Raw genomic sequence first — 18,278 nt, forward strand, 5'->3', positions numbered from 1 at the left:
ATTCCCAGGCGGTCTTTGCGGGTGTGCAGGCGTCGTAGCGGCCCTGGATGATGACGCCCGGAATGCCATGCAGCAGGTGGGCATTGCGCAGCAACTGGCCTTCTTCCATAAAGCCTTTGTGCACGAAATAGTGGTTTTCGATGCGTGCGAAGGCCAGCGCCGACTCGTCGGCGGCATGGGCTTGCAAATGGGCGGCGCTGGGCAATAGCGTAATGGTGTGGCTTTCCCATTGCGTCCAGGCTTGCGCCGCTTCCAGCCGCACCGTGCGGTCGCTATCGGTAAGCCGTTTGCGATAGGCTGCCATCAGGTCGTGGCGTTCGTCTTCGGGGATGGGGGCCAGGTAGTGTTCCCAATGGTCGGGAAAAAGCCATGACGCCCCTTCCTGGTAGAACCACTGCAATTCTTCATGCCTGACCGTAAAGATGCCGCGCACAATCAGCGCGCTGACATGGCTGGGATGGGTCTGGGCGTAGGCCAGGGCCAGGGTCGAGCCCCACGAGCCGCCGAATATCAGGGCCTGTTCGGTTTTCAGCACTTCTGTGCGCAGGCGCTCTATATCGGCAACCAGATCCCAGGTTGTATTGTTGTCCAGGCTGGCATGCGGCGTAGACCTGCCGCAGCCGCGTTGGTCGAACAACAAGATGTTGTAGCGTTCCGGATTGAACAACTGCCTATGGGCGGGGGAGCAGCCGCCGCCGGGGCCGCCATGCAAAAAAATGGCGGGCTTGCCCGCAGGGTTGCCGCAAAGCTCCCAATACACACGATGGCCGTCGTCGGTCTGCAAAAAACCGTCGGCATAAGGCTGAATTTCTGGATACACCTCAACTTTCCTTGTGCTGGGCGGCCCATCGACGCTTCAGGGGCCGCCATGTTGTGGCTGTTACGCTTACTTTCGAGTGAAAATCAAATCCCAGACGCCATGCCCCAGGCGCAAGCCACGGGTTTCAAATTTGGTTTGCGGACGAAAGTCGGGGCGTGGGGCATAGCCGTCTGGCGAGGTATTGGCAAGGCTGGGTTCGGCACTAAGCACTTCCAGCATTTGCTCGGCATAGTTTTCCCAGTCGGTAGCGCAGTGTATATAGCCGCCCGGCGCAATGCGGCTGGCCAGCAGCGCAATGAATGCGGGCTGGATCAGGCGGCGCTTGTGATGGCGCTTCTTGGGCCAGGGGTCGGGGAAGTAAATATGCACGCCGGCCAGCGAGTCAGGGGCGATCATGTCGCGCGCGACCTCGACCGCATCGTGCTGAATGATACGAATATTGCCCTGGCCCGATTCGTCTATGCGTTTAAGCATGGCGCCAACGCCGGCATTGAACACCTCGATACCCAGGAAATTATCATTAGGCCTGGCCTCGGCGATTTTCAGGGTAGTCTCGCCCATGCCAAAGCCGATTTCCAGCACGGTTGGGGCAGCGCGGCCGAAGGCCTTGGCGAAATCCAGTGTGGCGCGGCGGTAAGGCAGGGACCATAGCGGCATCAGACGGTCCAAGGCTTCTTTTTGCCCCGGGGTAATGTGGGCGCGCCTGTGCACAAAGCTGCGGATGTGGCCGGCCCCGGAAGGCGCCGTCGACGTGATGACATTGTCGGGGGCGGGGGCATCGCCTGCAGGAGCGGCAAGGCCGTTGTCCGGCTGGGCAGGCAGGTGGGAATTAGGTGAAGTGGTCATGTTCATGGGTGAGATTGTAGCGATTGCCAGACGTTTTTTTGCATGAATAGGCAAAAGAAAGCGCAGTACGCAGCAAAATAGGGCAGGGTAGCGCTATAATTCGCTCCTTGCTTTTTTGGGCTGGCCCCAAATTACGCACATGCCTCCCGCAACGGGACAGGCGGGTGTATCTCAATGGTAGAGAAGCAGCTTCCCAAGCTGATGACGAGGGTTCGATTCCCTTCACCCGCTCCAGTTTATGTTCCACACTCGCTGTGTGACGGATCTTCCCTACTAACGGAGGCCCGGTGGTCTCAATGACCGCCGAGCCCGACCTGGCCATTTCCGTACGAACCGTATGCTCGACTACCCGTGCGGTGTATAGGACATGCTCAGCCAAATCGGGATGTCGCCGAGCGAAGCATGCGTTCTAGCGCAAGAGCGTTATGGCACTACGGCTGTTCCAACGGCCACACCTCAACGACACCGTGTGCAACAGCGCAGGGGGTTCTTGACACCATGTCTATAGCCTCGGCCAGATCGGCAGCTTCGATTATGGCAAAGCCAGCCACTGGCAAGGACGAACTCATGAATGGCCCGTTCATCGTTTCAACTCGAGCCGCTTCGGGATTGCGCACCTGCACCGGGGTGCCTGCAATGCCCATCAATACTCCATTTTTCTGCAATGCTGCGTCGTGCGCATGGGCTGCGTCTCGAATGGCTGTTGGGGTACGGTCGTACCCCTCTCGGTCTCCATATCCGATCGTTATAAATTTGGGCATGGGTCGTCTCCTTAATATGGCTGAAACTAAGGGAGCTTGTCTGCAAGCGGCTTACCAAAAATATAGCAGGATGGCTGCTTATGGCCCTGAGCGGAAGCTCACCGACTCTCTTCGAATGACAGGGAAGTTGTCTGTGCTCGCAGGGTTCTCAACTGCAAACTAGCGCGCTTAGGCCCCCAACTGCACATACTCAATGCGGTGCCGCCCGTTTTTCTTGGCCACATATAGCTGCTGATCTACGGCTTTGATGAAGCCAGCAGGCTCGGCCTGCCCATCTGGCACCACCGTGCCCGCTCCTATGCTGACAGTGACGCGCCTGCCATGCGGCGACAGTGCATGCAGGATGGACTTCTTCTGGAGCAATCGCTGGCAGCGTTCAGCGACTTTCCGGGCCACCCCGGCATCGGCTTCGGGCAGCAGCACGACAAACTCTTCACCGCCGTAGCGCGCAACAAGATCGCGAGGGCCATCCAGTGCCAAACTCAGCGTCTGGGCGATATCTACCAAGCATTTGTCACCCTGAGCGTGGCCATACAAATCGTTGTACTGCTTGAAAAAATCGACGTCGAACAACAACATGGACAGTGGCTGGCGTTCGCTGCGCGCACGCTCCCACTCCAGTTCGAAATTACTATCAAAGCGGCGTCGGTTGGCAATATTCGTCAAGCCATCCTTGAAGGACAGTACTTCCAACTCTTTTTGCAAGTTCAGCAGCTCTTCCTCGGTCTTCTTGCGTTGGGTGATGTCAAACATGAAGCCGACCAGCGCTTCGGTCTCGCCTCTGTCATTGCGCACCACGTGCACAACGTCGCGAATCCACACATAGCCGTTGTCCTTGGTCAGCGCCCGGTAGTCCGCCTCATGGTCTACGCCGGCCTGGGATTGGGTGACGCAGAAATTCACCACGTATTCGCGATCCTCGGGATGCATGCGCATGGCCCAGTCCTCCACGCTCACCCAACTTTCAGGGCTCCAGCCCAGCAACGCCTCAATCTGGGGGCCGATATAGGCGAATTTCATCGTGGCCCAATCGATCTTCCAAGGAATCGCCTTAGTCGACTCCAGCAAGGTTCTGTACACTGCGTTGTCATTAAAAAGCTTGCTTTCGTCGGACATACCCAATCCTTTCTCGATCCATATTAACAAGCCACTTTATCCTAAAGCCGTCGACTACGGAAATTTACTGAACAACCGTTTCTGGCGGGGAGTTGCTCTTCCATGAAGGACCGAGTTCGACCTCAAGCGGGCTTTACAAAACGAGGTCTGACACTTAAGAGGCGACTGCCCCTTCCCCCTATAGCTGTTCTGCCCGATAAAAGCGTTTGAGTTCGCTGGTGCTTGCCAGATCCACTTTGGGCAGGCTAATGCTCTCGAACAACTCAGCATGCCGTCGTCGGTTTGACGGGGTCACGACAGCGATATGGTGAATCATTCGCCATTTCACGGTGTCCATTCCGCCTTCCAGCGAGCCACGTCGGTCATGTTCGAACCAAGTTCGACGAAGGTACCGAAACAAGCTCGTCGCCGTCGACACGTCCAGTAGGATGAAGCCTGTGGCCCGCTCCAGCCGTTGGGCGATGGTGCGCGTGTAGTTACCCTCTATAACCCACTGTTCTTGTTGTATTGCCTGATCATGCAGGTGAAGGAAATCGGCTTCGGGCCGGGGCTGCCAGTCGGTGTTCGGCTGGTGGAAAAGCTGATCGAGATGAATTGCGGGCAGGCCACGTTTACACGCGATGGCTTCAGCCAGCGTGGACTTGCCGCTATTAGAAGGTCCCAGGATGCAGATTCTCGGGCCAAGGTCGTCGAGAGTGTTCATGAGTTAGCCTTACTGCTCACACAGCTGCGCTTTCCCCCAGTCATCACGCTACGCGCCGCGCAGCCGTCAACTGCCGGCTGACCAGATGTGCATAAGCGCCATCCCGCGCCAGCAATTGCGCATGCGTCCCATATTCCACGATCCGGCCGGCATCGACGACGGCAATGGCGTCCGCTTGCCGGATGGTCGACAGGCGGTGGGCGATGATCAGGGTGGTGCGATGGCGCATAAGGTGAGCCAGCGCTTCATGTACCTGAGCTTCACTGATGGCATCCAGATGCGAGGTGGCTTCGTCCAGGATAAGAATAGGCGCATCGCGCAGGAAGGCCCGCGCGATGGCAATACGCTGGCGCTGGCCCCCTGACAGCGCCACCCCGCGTTCGCCCACCTTGGTGGCCAACCCGTCGGGCAAGGCGGCGACAAACTCTGTCAGTACCGCTTGTTCCACTGCCAGCGTTAGCTCGGCGGCGCTGGCGTCCGGACGGGCCAGGCGGATATTGTCTTCCAGCGTGCCATTCAGCAGCCATGTGTCTTGCGCCACCAATGCGATGCGGGCGTATAGCGCATCCAATGTTAGATCACGCAGGTCTACGCCGTCGATCCGAACGGTGCCGCGTTGCGGATCCCAGAAACGCAGCAGCATATGGGCGAGCGTGCTTTTTCCGGCGCCCGATGGGCCGACCACGGCCAATGTGGCGCCGGCCGCGAGCTCCAGGCTTATATCTTCCAGTGCCGCAGTGTGCCGGCCTGGATAGGTGAAGGTCGCATGCTCGAATGACAAGGGCAGGCCGCTGGCCTGTATGGGCGGCGACTTGGCGCCGCCAGTGATGGCGACCGGTTCGTCATGCACCGCGCGCAGTCGTCGGGTGGAGGCCAGGGTATCGGCCAATTGACGGCTAACTTGGGCGATTTCCGATACTGGCAGGAAAGCCGCGACGGACAGCAGAATCAATAGCGGCAATACGCCAGACGCCAGGTGTCCTTGTGTGACCCACCAGGCACCGACCGTTGCCACCGAGAGTCCGCCCAGGCCCGTGGCTATTTCCAGTAAAGCGCTCTGGCGTGACAAATCTGCAAGCAAAGCCAATCGCACTTTCTGATAATCCCGAACCATGGCCAGGAATGTTTCGCGGCGCCGGCCTGTGGCCGAAAACGACACCAGATCGGGCAAGCCCTGTATGGTTTCGGACAAATTAGCACTCAACATTCCCAGCGCTTGTCTTGCTTGGCTGCCTAGCGCATCAATACGCGCGCGGCTAAGAATCGGCGAAGCCGAGGCCCACACCAGGAACGGCAAGAGCGCAAGCAATAGCGGCCATGCGGTGATGCCCAGGATGGCCAGCACTACGGTTGGCACCAGCACCGCCACGAATGCCGGCGCTACGGTATGGGCAAAAAAATACTCCACCGTTTCCACATCCTGCGTGGCCAGCCCGACCAGGTCGCCGGAGCGCCGCCGCAACAGGTACGACGGCGCCAGTGCTTCCAGCTTGTCGTAGAGCGTGATGCGCATTTCAGCCAGCAACCGGTAGGCGATGGCATGCGCCAGCCATGACTCGATCCAGTGCAACGCCGCTGCGGCAATGGCTGCTGCAAACAGTGCTGCGAGCAGGCCGCCGTAGGGCATGCCGTTTTTGAGCTGGATGATGATGGCCGCGCTTAGCACCGATACGCCGATGAAGGCCGCCACGCGTCCGATGCCGCTGACCACGGTGATGGCAAAATCGCGGCGCCAGGGACGGATGATGTCGAGCAATGTACCAAGCACTTTGCGCATGCCTATTTGCTGCGCATCGGCCTCCAGCGGCTGCGCGGTGGGGCGCTGCTCATCGTCGGGCTTGGAGTCGAGGGTGGCTGCAAGCGGCCGTTCGTCTGCCAGGACGGTGTCCTGCAGCATGCCGTCGTCTTGAGCGCCCATGAGGCGCCGGTACAGCGTATCGCCCGCCATCAGCGTCGCGTGCGTGCCGGTTTCAACGATGCGCCCTTCATTCAGCACCAGAATGCGGTCGGCATTGATGACGCTGGAGAGGCGGTGGGCCAAGACCAGCGTGGTGCGGCCGCGGCTCAGGCGATCCAGTGCATCTTGAATCTCGGCTTCGTTCTCGGCATCCACCGAGGACAGGGCTTCGTCCAGAATCAGTACCGGCGTGTCGCGCAGCAGCGCGCGGGCGATCGTCAGCCGTTGGCGCTGTCCACCCGACAGCTGCGTGCCGCGTTCGCCCAGTACAGTGCGATAACCTTGCGGCAGGGCCATGATGAACTCATGCGCATTGGACGCGCGCGCCGCTGCTTCCATTTGTGCGACAGTGGCATCGGGGCGCGCCAGCAGCAGGTTTTCTTCTACCGTGCCATGGAACAATGTACTGTCTTGCGCCACGACCGAAATCTGGGCTCGCACGGCATCGGGATCCAGGGTGCGCAGGTCGGCGCCATCCAGTTCGACCGCTCCGCCTTGCGGATCATGTAAGCGCAGCAATAGCCGCACCAGCGATGACTTGCCGGCGCCGCTAGGGCCGACTATGCCCACCCGTTCGCCGGGCGCTACCGAAAAATTCAACCCTGCATGGGTGGCCAGCCGCCCGCCCGGATAGGAAAATTTTACGTCCTTGAAGTTGATCGACAGCCCCCCATCGGCGTGCCGAATTCCGGACGCCGCGGCAGCGCCCTGCGGTGCGGAACTGGTCGCCGCCAGCAAGTCATGCACGGCGCCGGCTGCCGATTGACCAACCATGCCGCTATGCATGACTGAACGCAAGTCGCGCAAAGGACGGAAGATTTCCGTGCCTGCCATCAGCACCACCAGCAGCGCGGCCAGAGACATATCGCCATGTGACACGCGCCAGGCCCCCGTTGCCAATGCTGCTGCGGCGCCTAGCGTAATGCCCAGGTCGGTCAGGAAGCGCGTAGATACTTCGCGGCCCAGCACCCTGAATGTATTGTCGGATAACGCCCGAGCCCGCGCGGCCAGACGTTCACCCAGACTTCGGCTTTGCCCAAAAGCCTTGAGCGTGGGCAGGCCCTGCATGGCATCAAGGAATTCCTCGCCGAACGCCTTGAAGGCTTGTTGCCGTTCGCGCGCAGCGACCCGGTTACCCTGATGCGACAGTAAGGGAAGGGCTAGGGTGATCAATGCTGCTATCAGCAGCACCAGTGCCACGGGCCAATCCCACCATGCGATAAAAGCGAAAATCATGACAGGCGCGCAAGCCGCCACGAAGAGTTGCGGCAGATAGCGTCCGAAAAATACTTGCAACTGTTCCACGCCGTCGATGACCGCTAACATGACCCCGCCTGTGCGCTGGCCGCCGAACCAGGCCGGCCCCAGTTCTACGATCTTGTCGTAGAGCCGGGCGCGCAGGTTTTCCTGGATACGGGCGGCGTTGCGGTTGGCTAATGTATTGAGTGCGTGTTCCAGGGCGCCGCGCAGCAGGATGGCTGCTGCTGCACCCGCCAATGGCGGCCATAGGTCTTGGGCGCTGGCGCCGGCAAACAGCCGTGCCAGGAATTGCCCGAGCAGTGCAAACCGGGCAATCCCGGCGGCGAGCCCCATTACCCCCAGCAGAGCGCAAAATAAGATACGCAGCCTTATGCCCTGCGTCATGGCCCAAAGTTTGGCGTCGAAATACATGAAGACCCTATGTAATGAGCGGTCAGCATAGCCGACCTTGCGTCGTTGTCCAAGCCGACGCCGTGGGTGCTGACAGTCATTCAGTGAAGGTGCGCGAGGTTTCACTTATTGCGCTTTTGCTGATAGGCTTTAAGCTGGAAATCGGTCGAAAATTGTGCGGTAAGTGTTGAAAAGAGAGAGCGACGTAGGCTACATGACAGTTAAAACTATGCCCAATCGGCAACAGCCGGCTCGTATTCAGGCGCTCTCCGGGGTAGGGCTTGTGCTGGGCACGCTTTTCTTTGCCGCCTCGCTGACTCCCACGCTAATCCCCCGCACAGCGCTGACCCAGGGCGTCTTGGCCGGGCTTTGCTTTGCAGCAGGCTACTCAATAGGCTTGTTCTTGCATTGGCTTTGGGTTTATCTGGAACTGCCCGAGCCTTCCGCGCGCAGTCGGCGACGCGGCAATGCATTGATTATTGCGTTATGCCTGGCCGTCGCCGTCTTCGTGCTTTGGCAAAGCACTGGTTGGCAAAATTCGATTCGCTCTACGATGGAGATGGCGCCGATCAGCGGGCTTCATCCCATTAAAATTTGCCTGGTGGCGCTTCCCACTTTTGCGATACTGTTTGCACTGGGCCGGCTTTTCCGTTTTCTTGTCCGGTTTTTTGCCACTCACATGCGACGCCTGGTTCCGCCCAAAATTGCCTATACGGGCGGTGTCGCCATTGCCATCCTCATCTTCTGGCTCCTGGCGTCAAACGTATTGGTGCGGGCCGGCTTCAACACATTTGAAGCCTCGTTCCGCCAATACGATGCCTTGCTCGAGCCAGAGCGGGCGCAACCCATAGACGCCATGAAAACCGGCAGCGCGGCCTCGCTAATCAATTGGGGGGAACTTGGCAGGGCAGGGCGTGAATTCATTGCGGCCGGTCCCGATGCCATTGCCATCACCGCCCATACCGGGCGACCCGCTTTAGAGCCTATCCGCGTTTATGCCGGGTTGCGCAGCGGCGAAACTGCGGCGGCCCGGGCCCGGCTGGCGCTTGAAGAATTGAAGCGCCAAGACGCGTTCGAGCGCTCTGTCCTGGTGGTCGTAACGCCTACCGGTACGGGCTGGGTAGATCCTGCGGCGCTGGATGCGGTCGAGTATCTACACGAAGGGGATATCGCCAGCGTCGCCATGCAATATTCCTACCTATCGAGCCCGTTGTCGCTATTGGTTCAGCCCGATTATGGCGCCGAAGCCGCGCGTGCGCTGTTTACGGAAATCTATGCTTATTGGACGGCGCTGCCCAAAGATCACCGCCCTAAGCTGTATCTGCATGGACTGAGTCTGGGCGCCCGGAACTCAGAAAGATCGGCCGGCTTATTCGAGATGATCAGCGATCCTATCAATGGGGCTGTCTGGAGCGGCCCTCCTTTCGGAAGCACGCTTTGGCGGTCCATCACAAATCGTAGGAATTCCGATTCACCGGCCTGGCTGCCCGAGTTTCATGATGGCTCTCTGGTGCGCTTCATGAATCAGCACGGCTCAACGCTTGCGCCCCAATCACCTTGGGGGCCGATACGCGTTGTCTACCTTCAATATGCCAGCGACGCTATCACTTTCTTCGAGCCTGAAAGCTGGTACCGACGGCCGGCATGGATGCAACAACCGCGCGGTCCTGATGTGTCGTCTACGTTTCGCTGGTATCCGATAGTCACGATGCTGCAATTGACGCTGGATATGGCATTGTCGGACGCGACGCCCATGGGCTATGGCCATGTGTACGCACCGGGGCATTATGTTGATGCCTGGGTTGCGGTCACTGGCGTTGATAACTGGACTGCCGATGAACTGTCGCAGCTTAAAACTTATTTATCAAACCAGGCGCAAACTGCGATGGAAAGCGACGACCGCAAGGAAGATGCCTATGCCAACCGGGGAGGCTAGCGGTTCCTGCGCAGCCGGATAGTATCTGTAAGCTATCGGACTGCGCATGGAACGCAATGTGGCCGTTATACGAAGTGGACCTTAGGTGGCGCTTTCATTAGCGCTTCGCCACCGTTCTCTGTGACGAGCAAGGGGAATTCCAGTCGCATTCCACCAACTTTCGGCACGTAAAGATGCGTGCCGAGTGCAACAACCATGCCTGCCTGAACAGTGTCTTGGCTGCGCAGATTGATGAATGGTCGTGTTCTTGCGCAGGTTCCCAGGCCATGGCCGAAGGTTGGAAGGCAATAATCCGCCAGCCCATGGCGTTCAAACACGGCGAGACCTTTCTTTACTACCTCTGGTATAGGCTGACCTGGCCTCATGTTTTCAATCATGGTGGCCACTACCTCTTCCCAGCAGTCGATCATGCCTTGTTGCTGGGCTGTTGGCTTGCCAAGGAAAACGGGAATGGACGTATCCGCCAGGTAAAGGTCGATCATGGGGTGCAGGTCCAGGATGACGAATTCATTATCCTGAATCAGTTTTTCGGAGGCCTGCTGCGTAACGCCATGCAGGTATCCGGTACGGTTGCCAGATCCAACTTCCGTTCCGCCAGTCAGTGCCCATGCCCAGGTACTGCCATTGTCGCGAATGGCTTTTTCAATCGCGCCGGCAACCGAGTTTTCTGTAACGCCGGCGCGCACCGCGGCGCGTCCAGCATCGAAGCCGATATCTGCGACATGCGCAGCAAAGCGCAGACGTTCAATTTCTGCGGCGTCCTTGATGAGCATGACATCATCAAGCAGACTCACGCCATTCTGGATGTCGGCATTGGGGAGCAGTTCTTTCAGTTCCAGATACTCGCTTGCGCACACCATGCCTGGTGCGATCTGCGCCGCGCCTGGATGGGAAAGGTCGATACCGATGCGGCCCTTCGACAGCCCCAGTTCGCCCAGTTTGTCAGCAATACCGCGCGTGAAATCCGAGAAGGTGAACGGTGTGATATCAACATCAACCCCTTCTTCACGGATACGGCTGGTATCCCAGGCCCAGTAAACAAATTTGCAATCGCCGTTGGCCGTGACGATGACGGCGCCGCGCCACGGCATGAACGCACCGCTTAGATAATGCAAAGCCCCTTGCCGCGTTCCAACATAGGCATCAAACCCCGCTGCCTTTACAGAGGCTGCGATTTTCTGACGACGGGCAGCAAAGTCGATGGGAGTGAAATTTTGAATCATTAGAAAATATCCTGAACGTACGTGAGTTAGTCTGGCTGAATGCCGGCATCGTGAATGATTTGTGCGGATTTCTTGACCTCAGCTTCTATAAAGGTCTGAAACGCTTCCGGTGTCCCTGCTACAACCTGCAGGCCGGCGTCCTTAAGCTGCTTTTCGGTTGCGGGATCCCGCAGAGCTGTATTGATTGCCGTGTTCAGCTTGCCGAGCGTGTCTTTCGGAATGCCTTTGGGGCCGACGAATCCGTACCAGGATCCGGCCCGATAGCCGGTTACGCCTGCCTCATCAATGGTTGGCACATCGGGCAGCTCTGGCAAGCGCTTTTCCGACGCCGTACCCAGCGCAATCAATTCGCCGCTGCGTACGCGGGGCAGCGCCTGCGGACTAATGTCCATCAATAGCGATACACGTCCCGACAGCAGGTCTATGTAGGAGTTTCCTGAGCCCTTGTAAGGGACATGAACCATTTCGATACCTGCCATCTTCGCGAACTGCTCCATCGCGAGATGCATGGAAGACCCTGTGCCACCGGAGGCGTATATGACGGTGCCCGGTGCGGCTTTAGCTTTTGCGATCAATTCGGCAACCGTTTTGACCCCCAGGCTGGGGTGCGCGACCAGAATCATCGGCGAGTTCACGGCTTGCGACACGGCGGTGAAGTCCTTGATCGTGTCATAAGGCACTTCTTTATACAGGCTGGCATTGGCAGCATGGTTCCCCGGCGTGGCGATGCCGATGGTATAACCATCTGAGGCTGATCTTGCCACCATCGATGACCCCAGCATGCCATTGGCGCCAGGCTTGTTTTCGACGATGACACTTTGCCCGAGGCTGTCCGACATATGCTTGCCGACAACCCGGGCCAGCATGTCGGTCGTGCCGCCTGCCGCATACGGTACGATGATGCGGATCGGCTTGTTCGGAAATTCAGAGGCCTGCACAGCCAGTGGCGCTGTGTAAGCAGCTGCCAGAGACAGCATAATAAATAGACGACGGTTCATGAAATGGATTGCCTCCGTTTTTCATAAAATAGTTAGAACTGAATGGCGTGCTTATGAGTGCACGTAACGATAAATGCACTATAAATTAAAGCGCCTCCGTTCTCTATGTGCCCCTTGTCTAACAGATATACGACGCATGTATGACGCACAATATTGACATCCAAACCTTGCGTTTATTTTTGAAAGTTGCAGAACTGGGCAATATCTCCCGGGCTGCGGATGCGCTGTCCTTGTCGCAGCCTTCGGTAAGTCGAAGCCTGAAGGCGCTGGAGCTGTCGCTGAATGCCCCGTTGTTCTACCGCACCGGGCATGGTGTGGAACTAACCGCCATTGGCGCGTTGGCAATTGAACAGGCCAAGATTGTTGTCCAGGGGTGTGACGGGTTCGTCAGGGATATCCGCGAGCGAAGCAGTGGTCCCACCGGCGTTGTTTCCGTCGCATTGCTGACTGCCTATATGCGAAGCTTTGCTGCCGACTTGTTCGATAAGGTGCAGCAAAAATACCCGGGCGTAATACTCAGGATGGTGGAGAGTTTCAGCGCCCAGCATGAAGAGTGGCTGGCAAATGGGCAGGTCGACATTGCACTGGTCACTGAATATCGCGAGCTGCGAATTGCCAATGAAGACGTACTGGCACAATCAAACCTGGCTTTGGTTGGACAAGGGCCATGTGCATCTGACTACCCGGACATTCCATTCTGTGATCTGAACAATCTCCCGCTCGTGCTCCCAGCATCGCCCAACGGCCTTCGTGTTCGCATGGAAGAAGAAGCGCTGAAACAGGGAATCAGTCTGCGTGTTATTTTTGAAGCGGATTCCCTGGAGGCGCAGCTTGCCCTCATCAGGCGAGCCAGGTGCTACGCCATCTGGAGCGAGCACCTGACGCGACAGGAAAACTATACGAACGAGTTGCACATCAGGCGCATCGTTGCGCCAACACTGCCGCGTTATGTCGTGCTTCGCACAACGACACACCATCCTCTAAGCAGAGCCGCCCGCGAGGTTGCCCATCTTTTGCGCAGGTTGATCAGCGATGCGCATCAGGAAGGGCCGCCGTCTTGCAACCCGTAAGATAGTTCGAGCCCGGTTGCAGGCAGCTGGCGGCCTGCCAGGCTTTCTACTAACTGCTCGATCCGGTTATCATGCTGCCGTGTGAGAGCAAGTTGCTCTATCGGTCAGCTTTTTTTTTTGCAATTTCGCCGCACATATCTAGGAACGATGATTAATGCCTGTCAAGGATAGCGCCGGCTTTCGCAGGAACGATCCACCAATCGAAAAGCAGGGGACTTCACGTCGTCGAGCTTCCGGCGGCGTGACATTGAACGATGTGGCGCGCGTGGCGGGTGTATCGACTATCACCGCATCGCGTGCGCTCAACAACCCGACTATTGTTTCGGATACGACTGTCGAGAAGGTGCGTGCAGCGGCGAGTCAGATTGGATATGTGCCCAATCTGCTGGCAGGCAGCCTGAAGTCAAATCGCAGCCGTCTGGTGGTGGTGCTCGTTCCGACAATTGCCGGCTCGCCCTTTCTGCGGGCAATCCAGGCTCTTACGGACGCCCTGGCGCGTGCCGGCTATCAAGTCATGATGGGGCAGATTGGCTACGATAACAGCCATGAAGAAGCGCTTTTGGATGCCATTATTGGGCGTCGTCCAGACGGCATCGTAGTGACTGGCTTAATCACGTCCGAAGCGGCACGGCGCAAGCTGATGATGGCTGGCATTCCGGTTGTGGAGACTTGGCAAATGAGCGCTGAACCACTAGACATGCTCGTCGGGTTTTCGCACTATAAAGTCGGCGAGGCGATGGCCGCCTACTTATGGGAACGAGGGCACAGGCACTATTTGGTTGCTACCGGACGAGACGTGCGGGGGCAGCAGCGTCTGCAAGGGTTCCGGGACAAGTTAGCGGCTGTGGCAGGCAATGAAGGGCAAGCCGCTTCGTCCATTCATGAATCCTATGTCAGCCTGCCCAGCACGGTTGCCGCGGGGCGGCAGGTGCTTTCGGATGCGCTGGAGCAGGGCCTTCACGTTGACGCGATATGTTGCTGTTCCGATGCGCTTGCCGTGGGCGTCCTGTATGAAGCGCAAGCGCGTGGCATAGCCGTTCCCGACGAGCTTGCTGTGCTGGGCTATGGCGACACCGAAATTGCACCGCATACTGTGCCGGCAATGAGCACTGTCAGGGTCGATGATATTGGGATTGGTCTACATGCTGCCCGCATGCTGATTGCTCGTGTTGAAGGCCATGCTCCCGAGCAGATGGTGGTTGACGTCGGGTTTTCCATACAACAACGTCATAGCGCCTGACAGGCTGCATAGCTGGCTACCCAAAACCCTAAGTTATTCCCTTGAACAGGTATTGTTAAAAACAAAAGACAACGTTATCATTCGGGTTTTGCGTTAATGACAACGTTGTCATTACGAAGATACAGACATTCATAACATCAGAAAGGAGACAGTGTGTCCATCCACATGCCCGAATTCACCCGTCCAGTTCAATTTCGCCGCCGCGCTTTGCTTGCCGCCCTTGGGCTAGTCCTGGCATCCGGCTATGCAGGAATCAGCCATGCCCAGGAAAAATGGCCTACTAAGCCCGTTAGACTTGTTGTGCCGTTTTCCCCCGGCGGTAGTACGGACGCCGTTGGCCGGTTGCTGGCTACTGAGCTGGGCAAGGCCCTGGGCCAGTCGTTTGTTGTTGAAAACAAAGCCGGCGCCAACGGCACCATAGGGTCGGATAACGTGGCCAGGTCTGCCGCGGATGGCTATACGCTGTTGCTGTCGGGCATTGGCTCTAATGCGATCAATTATTCACTTTATCCAAAAATGTCTTATGACGACAGTGCATTCAGGCATATTGCGTTGTTGGCAACAGGGCCTGGGGTGCTCGCTGTGAACCAGAGTTTTCCCGCCAAAACCGCAACTGAGTTTTTTGATCTGGTGAAAAAGAACCCTGGTACCTACGCCTACGCGACGGCAGGTGCTGGATCGTCAGGTCATCTATCGATGGAATTGTTGAAGCAGACGAAGGATCTGGATATTTTGCATGTCCCCTACAAGGGAAATGGTCCGGCGATCACCGATGTCATTGGCGGCCAGGTACCGGTCATCATCCTCAATAACGATACGGCGCTGCCGCAGGTTCAGGCTGGCAAACTGCACGCGCTGGCGGTAACCAGTGCGCAACGCAATCCTGCCTATCCCGATGTGCCTACACTTGCCGAGTCCGGCGTGCCCGGTTTTGATGTCGCGTCCTGGTTTGGCTTGTCAGCCCCCAAAGGAACGCCCGATGAAATCGTTGAGCGCTTATCCGCCGCAGTCAAGGTTGCGCTGGAAGCGCCGAAGTTCAAAGAATACCTTGAGAGCACCGGTTTTGTGCGCGACTACCGGGATCCTCAAGGCTTCAGCGGCTTCGTCGACAGTCAAATAAATCAATGGCGGGATGTGGTCAAGCAGGCCGACATCCGCATGGAATAAGCGGAATCTTCATGGCATACAAAAACATTCCCAACGGTTTTCGACAAGATATCCTGGCATCGCGCCGCGTGATCGGATGCTGGTCGTCCTTGGCCCATCCGATTACTACAGACATTCTGGGTTCCGTAGGTTTTGACTGGATCCTGATTGATTGCGAGCATGCACCCAACGATTTGAGCAGTTGTTTGCACCAGCTCAACGCCCTGAAAGATAGCGACAGCGCGCCGGTTGTGCGGCCTCCGGCCAACGACCCCGTTGCCATCAAACAGTTGCTGGATCTGGGCTTTATGAATGTGCTCATACCGTTCATCGAATCGGCGGAAGAGGCCGAGCTTGCGGTTGCGGCTACACGTTATCCACCCGCAGGAATACGAGGCGTATCCGCTGTTCAACGTTGCAATCGTTACGGCGCGCAGGGCGAATACGCGAATCAGGCGAATGACAATATCTGCGTGTTGTTGCAGATTGAGAGTCGTAAGGGTGTGGACGCCCTGGATCAAATCTTGGCGGTACCGGGCGTGGACGGCATATTTATCGGCCCGGCTGATCTTTCAGCGGGGCTGGGTCATTTCGGTAATCCCAACCATCCGGAAGTCCAGGCCGTGATCGCCGACATCCATGCGCGAAGCACGGCCATGGGCAAGGCGGTAGGGATTCTTACTTCGGTAGAGGCCGATGCTGCACGTTACATTGAGCAGGGGTTCCATTTTGTAGCGGTCGGCACAGACCAGGGCCTATTCAGGGCAGCAGCGCAAGGGTTGCGCCAGCGCTTCTTTGAGCCAAACGGGGCAGCAAGGTAATTGAAATGACAGACAAAAAAAAGAAACCGGAAGAACTGCGCAGCCATCGCTGGTATGGCGCGAAGGATCTGCGCAGCTTCGGACATCGCTCACGCACGTCGCAGATGGGTTTTCATCGTTCGGATTATGCGGGCAAACCGGTTATCGCCATCCTGAATACCTGGAGCGATATCAACCCCTGTCACACCCATTTCCGCCAGCGGGCCGAAGAGATCAAGCGCGGTATTTGGCAGGCCGGCGGGTTTCCTGTCGAGATGCCTGCAATGAGTTTGTCCGAGCCATTCCAGAAACCGACCACGATGCTGTATCGCAATCTGCTGGCGATGGAAGCCGAAGAGCTGCTGCGTTCTTATCCGGCAGACGGCGTGGTGCTGATGGGGGGATGCGATAAGACAACGCCGGCGCTCATCATGGGCGCGATCGCCATGGATCTGCCAACCATCTTCATGCCCGCAGGCCCGATGCTTAGGGGAGACTACAAGGGCGGCCCATTAGGATCAGGCTCGGACAGCTGGAAATACTGGGCAGAATTGCGGGCCGGCAATATCACTGAGGATGACTGGCAGGAAGTAGAAGAGGGCATCGCCCGCTCGCCGGGGCACTGCATGACAATGGGCACAGCGTCGACCATGACCAGCGCAGTGGAAGCTATGGGCTTGACGTTGCCCGGGGCATCGTCCATTCCGGCTCCCGATTCGCGCCATTCGCAGATGGCGATGCTAACGGGCAAGCGCATTGTGGAAATGGTCTGGGAAGACCTGACCCTAAGCAAAGTCCTTAGCCCTGCGAGCTATGACAATGGCGTAGTCACAGCGCTGGCGTTGTCGGGGTCCACCAATGCAGCGGTGCACCTTCTTGCGATGGCGCGGCGCAGCGGCTATGACCTGGACCTCCAGCGTTTCGATGACCTCGCGCACGACACGCCAGTACTGGCCAATATACGCCCGGCCGGCCAGTATCTGATGGAGGATTTCTATTACGCAGGCGGCCTGCGCGCAATGTTGAACCATCTGGGCGACAAGCATCTGAACCTGGATTGTCTTACCGTCAACGGGCAGTCTCTAGGGCACAATATTGAAGGCGCGAAAGCCTGGAGCGAAGATGTCATAAGGCCGTTATCCAACCCTCTGCTGCCCGGCGATAGCCTGGCGGTGCTGCGCGGTAACCTGGCGCCGGACGGCGCTATTATTAAGCCTCCCGCTGCCGAAGCGCATCTATTAGTACATACTGGTCGCGCTGTTGTTTTCGATAATTACAACGACATGTCAGACCATATCGATGATCCCGATCTGGACATTGATGCCAGCTGCGTCATCGTATTGCGCGGCGCTGGCCCGCAAGGCGCGCCTGGAATGCCTGAATGGGGTCAGCTTCCAATACCGAAAAAAATCCTGGCTACGGGCGTGCGCGATATGGTGCGTATCAGCGATGCGCGTATGAGCGGCACCAGCTATGGCGCTTGTGTCTTGCATATCGCACCGGAATCGCACGTCGGAGGGCCGCTTGCCCTAGTGCGTTCGGGCGATATGATCGAGCTGGATGTGCCAAGGCGGCAGCTTAATGTCCTGATCAGCGATGAGGAAATGGCTGCCCGCCGCGCTAACTGGACACCCCCTCCTGCAAAGTTTACGCGGGGCTACGGCACGCTATACCTTAAGCATGTCGGTCAGGCAGATACGGGCTGTGACTTCGACTTTCTGCTACCCGAAGGAACTGCCGGCGAGCCCGAGATCCACTAGGGCACCTGCTCGACCCATCCAGCAGCGTTCGTACGCTGTTGGATGCCTCCTCCTCCCATGTCTGTGCACAAGGACCGGTGAACTGCGCGAATTTTCCTTGCACATTGGTTTGTAAATAGTAATAATTATCATTTTGATTCTGAGGCCTTAGCGTTTCGATAAAGCCAGTCCATCCAAAATTGCTCATTATTTTTTACTCACTCAACCCGTACTCGGACAAAATCATGCCCAAACATTCACCGCGCGCCTGCA

General features: G+C 57.6%; 14 protein-coding genes and 1 tRNA gene. 7 read left to right on the forward strand and 8 right to left on the reverse strand.

Annotated elements, in window-relative coordinates; genetic code table 11:
- On the reverse strand, positions 1–820 hold an 820-nt coding region (gene pip, locus ABWO67_RS12765), incomplete at its 3' end, for a prolyl aminopeptidase (RefSeq protein ID WP_353152098.1).
- 66 nt (positions 821–886) lie between these two features.
- Complete coding sequence (gene trmB, locus ABWO67_RS12770) at positions 887–1,672, reverse strand: tRNA (guanosine(46)-N7)-methyltransferase TrmB (protein WP_502930013.1); 786 nt, start codon at positions 1,670–1,672, stop codon at positions 887–889.
- A gap of 154 nt (positions 1,673–1,826) precedes the next feature.
- Between trmB and ABWO67_RS12775 the strand changes: the two genes are divergently transcribed.
- Positions 1,827–1,900 (forward strand) — tRNA-Gly (locus ABWO67_RS12775).
- Between the two features lie 197 nt (positions 1,901–2,097).
- On the opposite strand, the gene ABWO67_RS12780 is transcribed toward ABWO67_RS12775, so the two are convergent.
- From ABWO67_RS12780 to ABWO67_RS12795, 4 genes are all read right to left on the reverse strand, one after another.
- On the reverse strand, positions 2,098–2,427 hold the full coding sequence (locus ABWO67_RS12780) for a YciI family protein (RefSeq protein WP_353152100.1): 330 nt from the start codon (positions 2,425–2,427) through the stop codon (positions 2,098–2,100).
- 168 nt (positions 2,428–2,595) lie between these two features.
- Entirely contained in the window at positions 2,596–3,543 is a 948-nt protein-coding gene (locus tag ABWO67_RS12785; RefSeq protein ID WP_353152101.1) for a sensor domain-containing diguanylate cyclase, read from the reverse strand.
- A 178-nt stretch (positions 3,544–3,721) separates the two neighbouring features.
- Complete coding sequence (locus ABWO67_RS12790) at positions 3,722–4,246, reverse strand: P-loop NTPase family protein (protein WP_353152102.1); 525 nt, start codon at positions 4,244–4,246, stop codon at positions 3,722–3,724.
- A 43-nt stretch (positions 4,247–4,289) separates the two neighbouring features.
- The gene (locus ABWO67_RS12795; RefSeq protein WP_353152110.1) at positions 4,290–7,874 is read right to left on the reverse strand and encodes an ABC transporter ATP-binding protein/permease; all 3,585 of its coding nucleotides are present in this window, start codon (positions 7,872–7,874) and stop codon (positions 4,290–4,292) included.
- 193 nt (positions 7,875–8,067) lie between these two features.
- Between ABWO67_RS12795 and ABWO67_RS12800 the strand changes: the two genes are divergently transcribed.
- Entirely contained in the window at positions 8,068–9,789 is a 1,722-nt protein-coding gene (locus ABWO67_RS12800; protein ID WP_353152103.1) for an alpha/beta hydrolase, read from the forward strand.
- Positions 9,790–9,854: 65 nt separating this feature from the next.
- Here ABWO67_RS12800 and ABWO67_RS12805 read toward each other — a convergent pair whose 3' ends face one another.
- Together ABWO67_RS12805 and ABWO67_RS12810 are read right to left on the reverse strand one after the other, a co-directional pair.
- Positions 9,855–11,012, reverse strand: a complete 1,158-nt coding sequence (locus tag ABWO67_RS12805; protein ID WP_353152104.1) for a M24 family metallopeptidase — start codon at positions 11,010–11,012, stop codon at positions 9,855–9,857.
- A gap of 26 nt (positions 11,013–11,038) precedes the next feature.
- On the reverse strand, positions 11,039–12,010 hold the full coding sequence (locus tag ABWO67_RS12810) for a Bug family tripartite tricarboxylate transporter substrate binding protein (protein WP_353152105.1): 972 nt from the start codon (positions 12,008–12,010) through the stop codon (positions 11,039–11,041).
- A 140-nt stretch (positions 12,011–12,150) separates the two neighbouring features.
- On the opposite strand from ABWO67_RS12810, the gene ABWO67_RS12815 reads away from it, so the two are divergent.
- From ABWO67_RS12815 to araD, 5 genes are all read left to right on the forward strand, one after another.
- Positions 12,151–13,080 (forward strand): LysR family transcriptional regulator, encoded by a 930-nt coding sequence (locus ABWO67_RS12815; protein ID WP_353152106.1) that lies wholly within the window; start codon positions 12,151–12,153, stop codon positions 13,078–13,080.
- 154 nt (positions 13,081–13,234) lie between these two features.
- Positions 13,235–14,320, forward strand: a complete 1,086-nt coding sequence (locus ABWO67_RS12820; protein ID WP_353152107.1) for a LacI family DNA-binding transcriptional regulator — start codon at positions 13,235–13,237, stop codon at positions 14,318–14,320.
- Positions 14,321–14,485: 165 nt separating this feature from the next.
- Positions 14,486–15,487: a Bug family tripartite tricarboxylate transporter substrate binding protein gene (locus ABWO67_RS12825; protein WP_353152111.1), complete on the forward strand. Its 1,002-nt coding sequence runs from the start codon at positions 14,486–14,488 to the stop codon at positions 15,485–15,487.
- An 11-nt stretch (positions 15,488–15,498) separates the two neighbouring features.
- Positions 15,499–16,287 carry an aldolase/citrate lyase family protein gene (locus ABWO67_RS12830; RefSeq protein WP_353152108.1) on the forward strand — a complete coding sequence of 263 codons (789 nt, stop codon included), beginning with the start codon at positions 15,499–15,501 and terminating at the stop codon, positions 16,285–16,287.
- Between the two features lie 5 nt (positions 16,288–16,292).
- A complete protein-coding gene (gene araD, locus ABWO67_RS12835) occupies positions 16,293–18,026 on the forward strand; it encodes an L-arabinonate dehydratase (RefSeq protein ID WP_353152109.1) in 1,734 nt (577 codons plus the stop codon).
- Positions 18,027–18,278: the final 252 nt, after the last annotated feature.

The organism is Pollutimonas bauzanensis (assembly GCF_040393045.1).
Lineage (GTDB): Bacteria > Pseudomonadota > Gammaproteobacteria > Burkholderiales > Burkholderiaceae_B > Pollutimonas > Pollutimonas bauzanensis_A.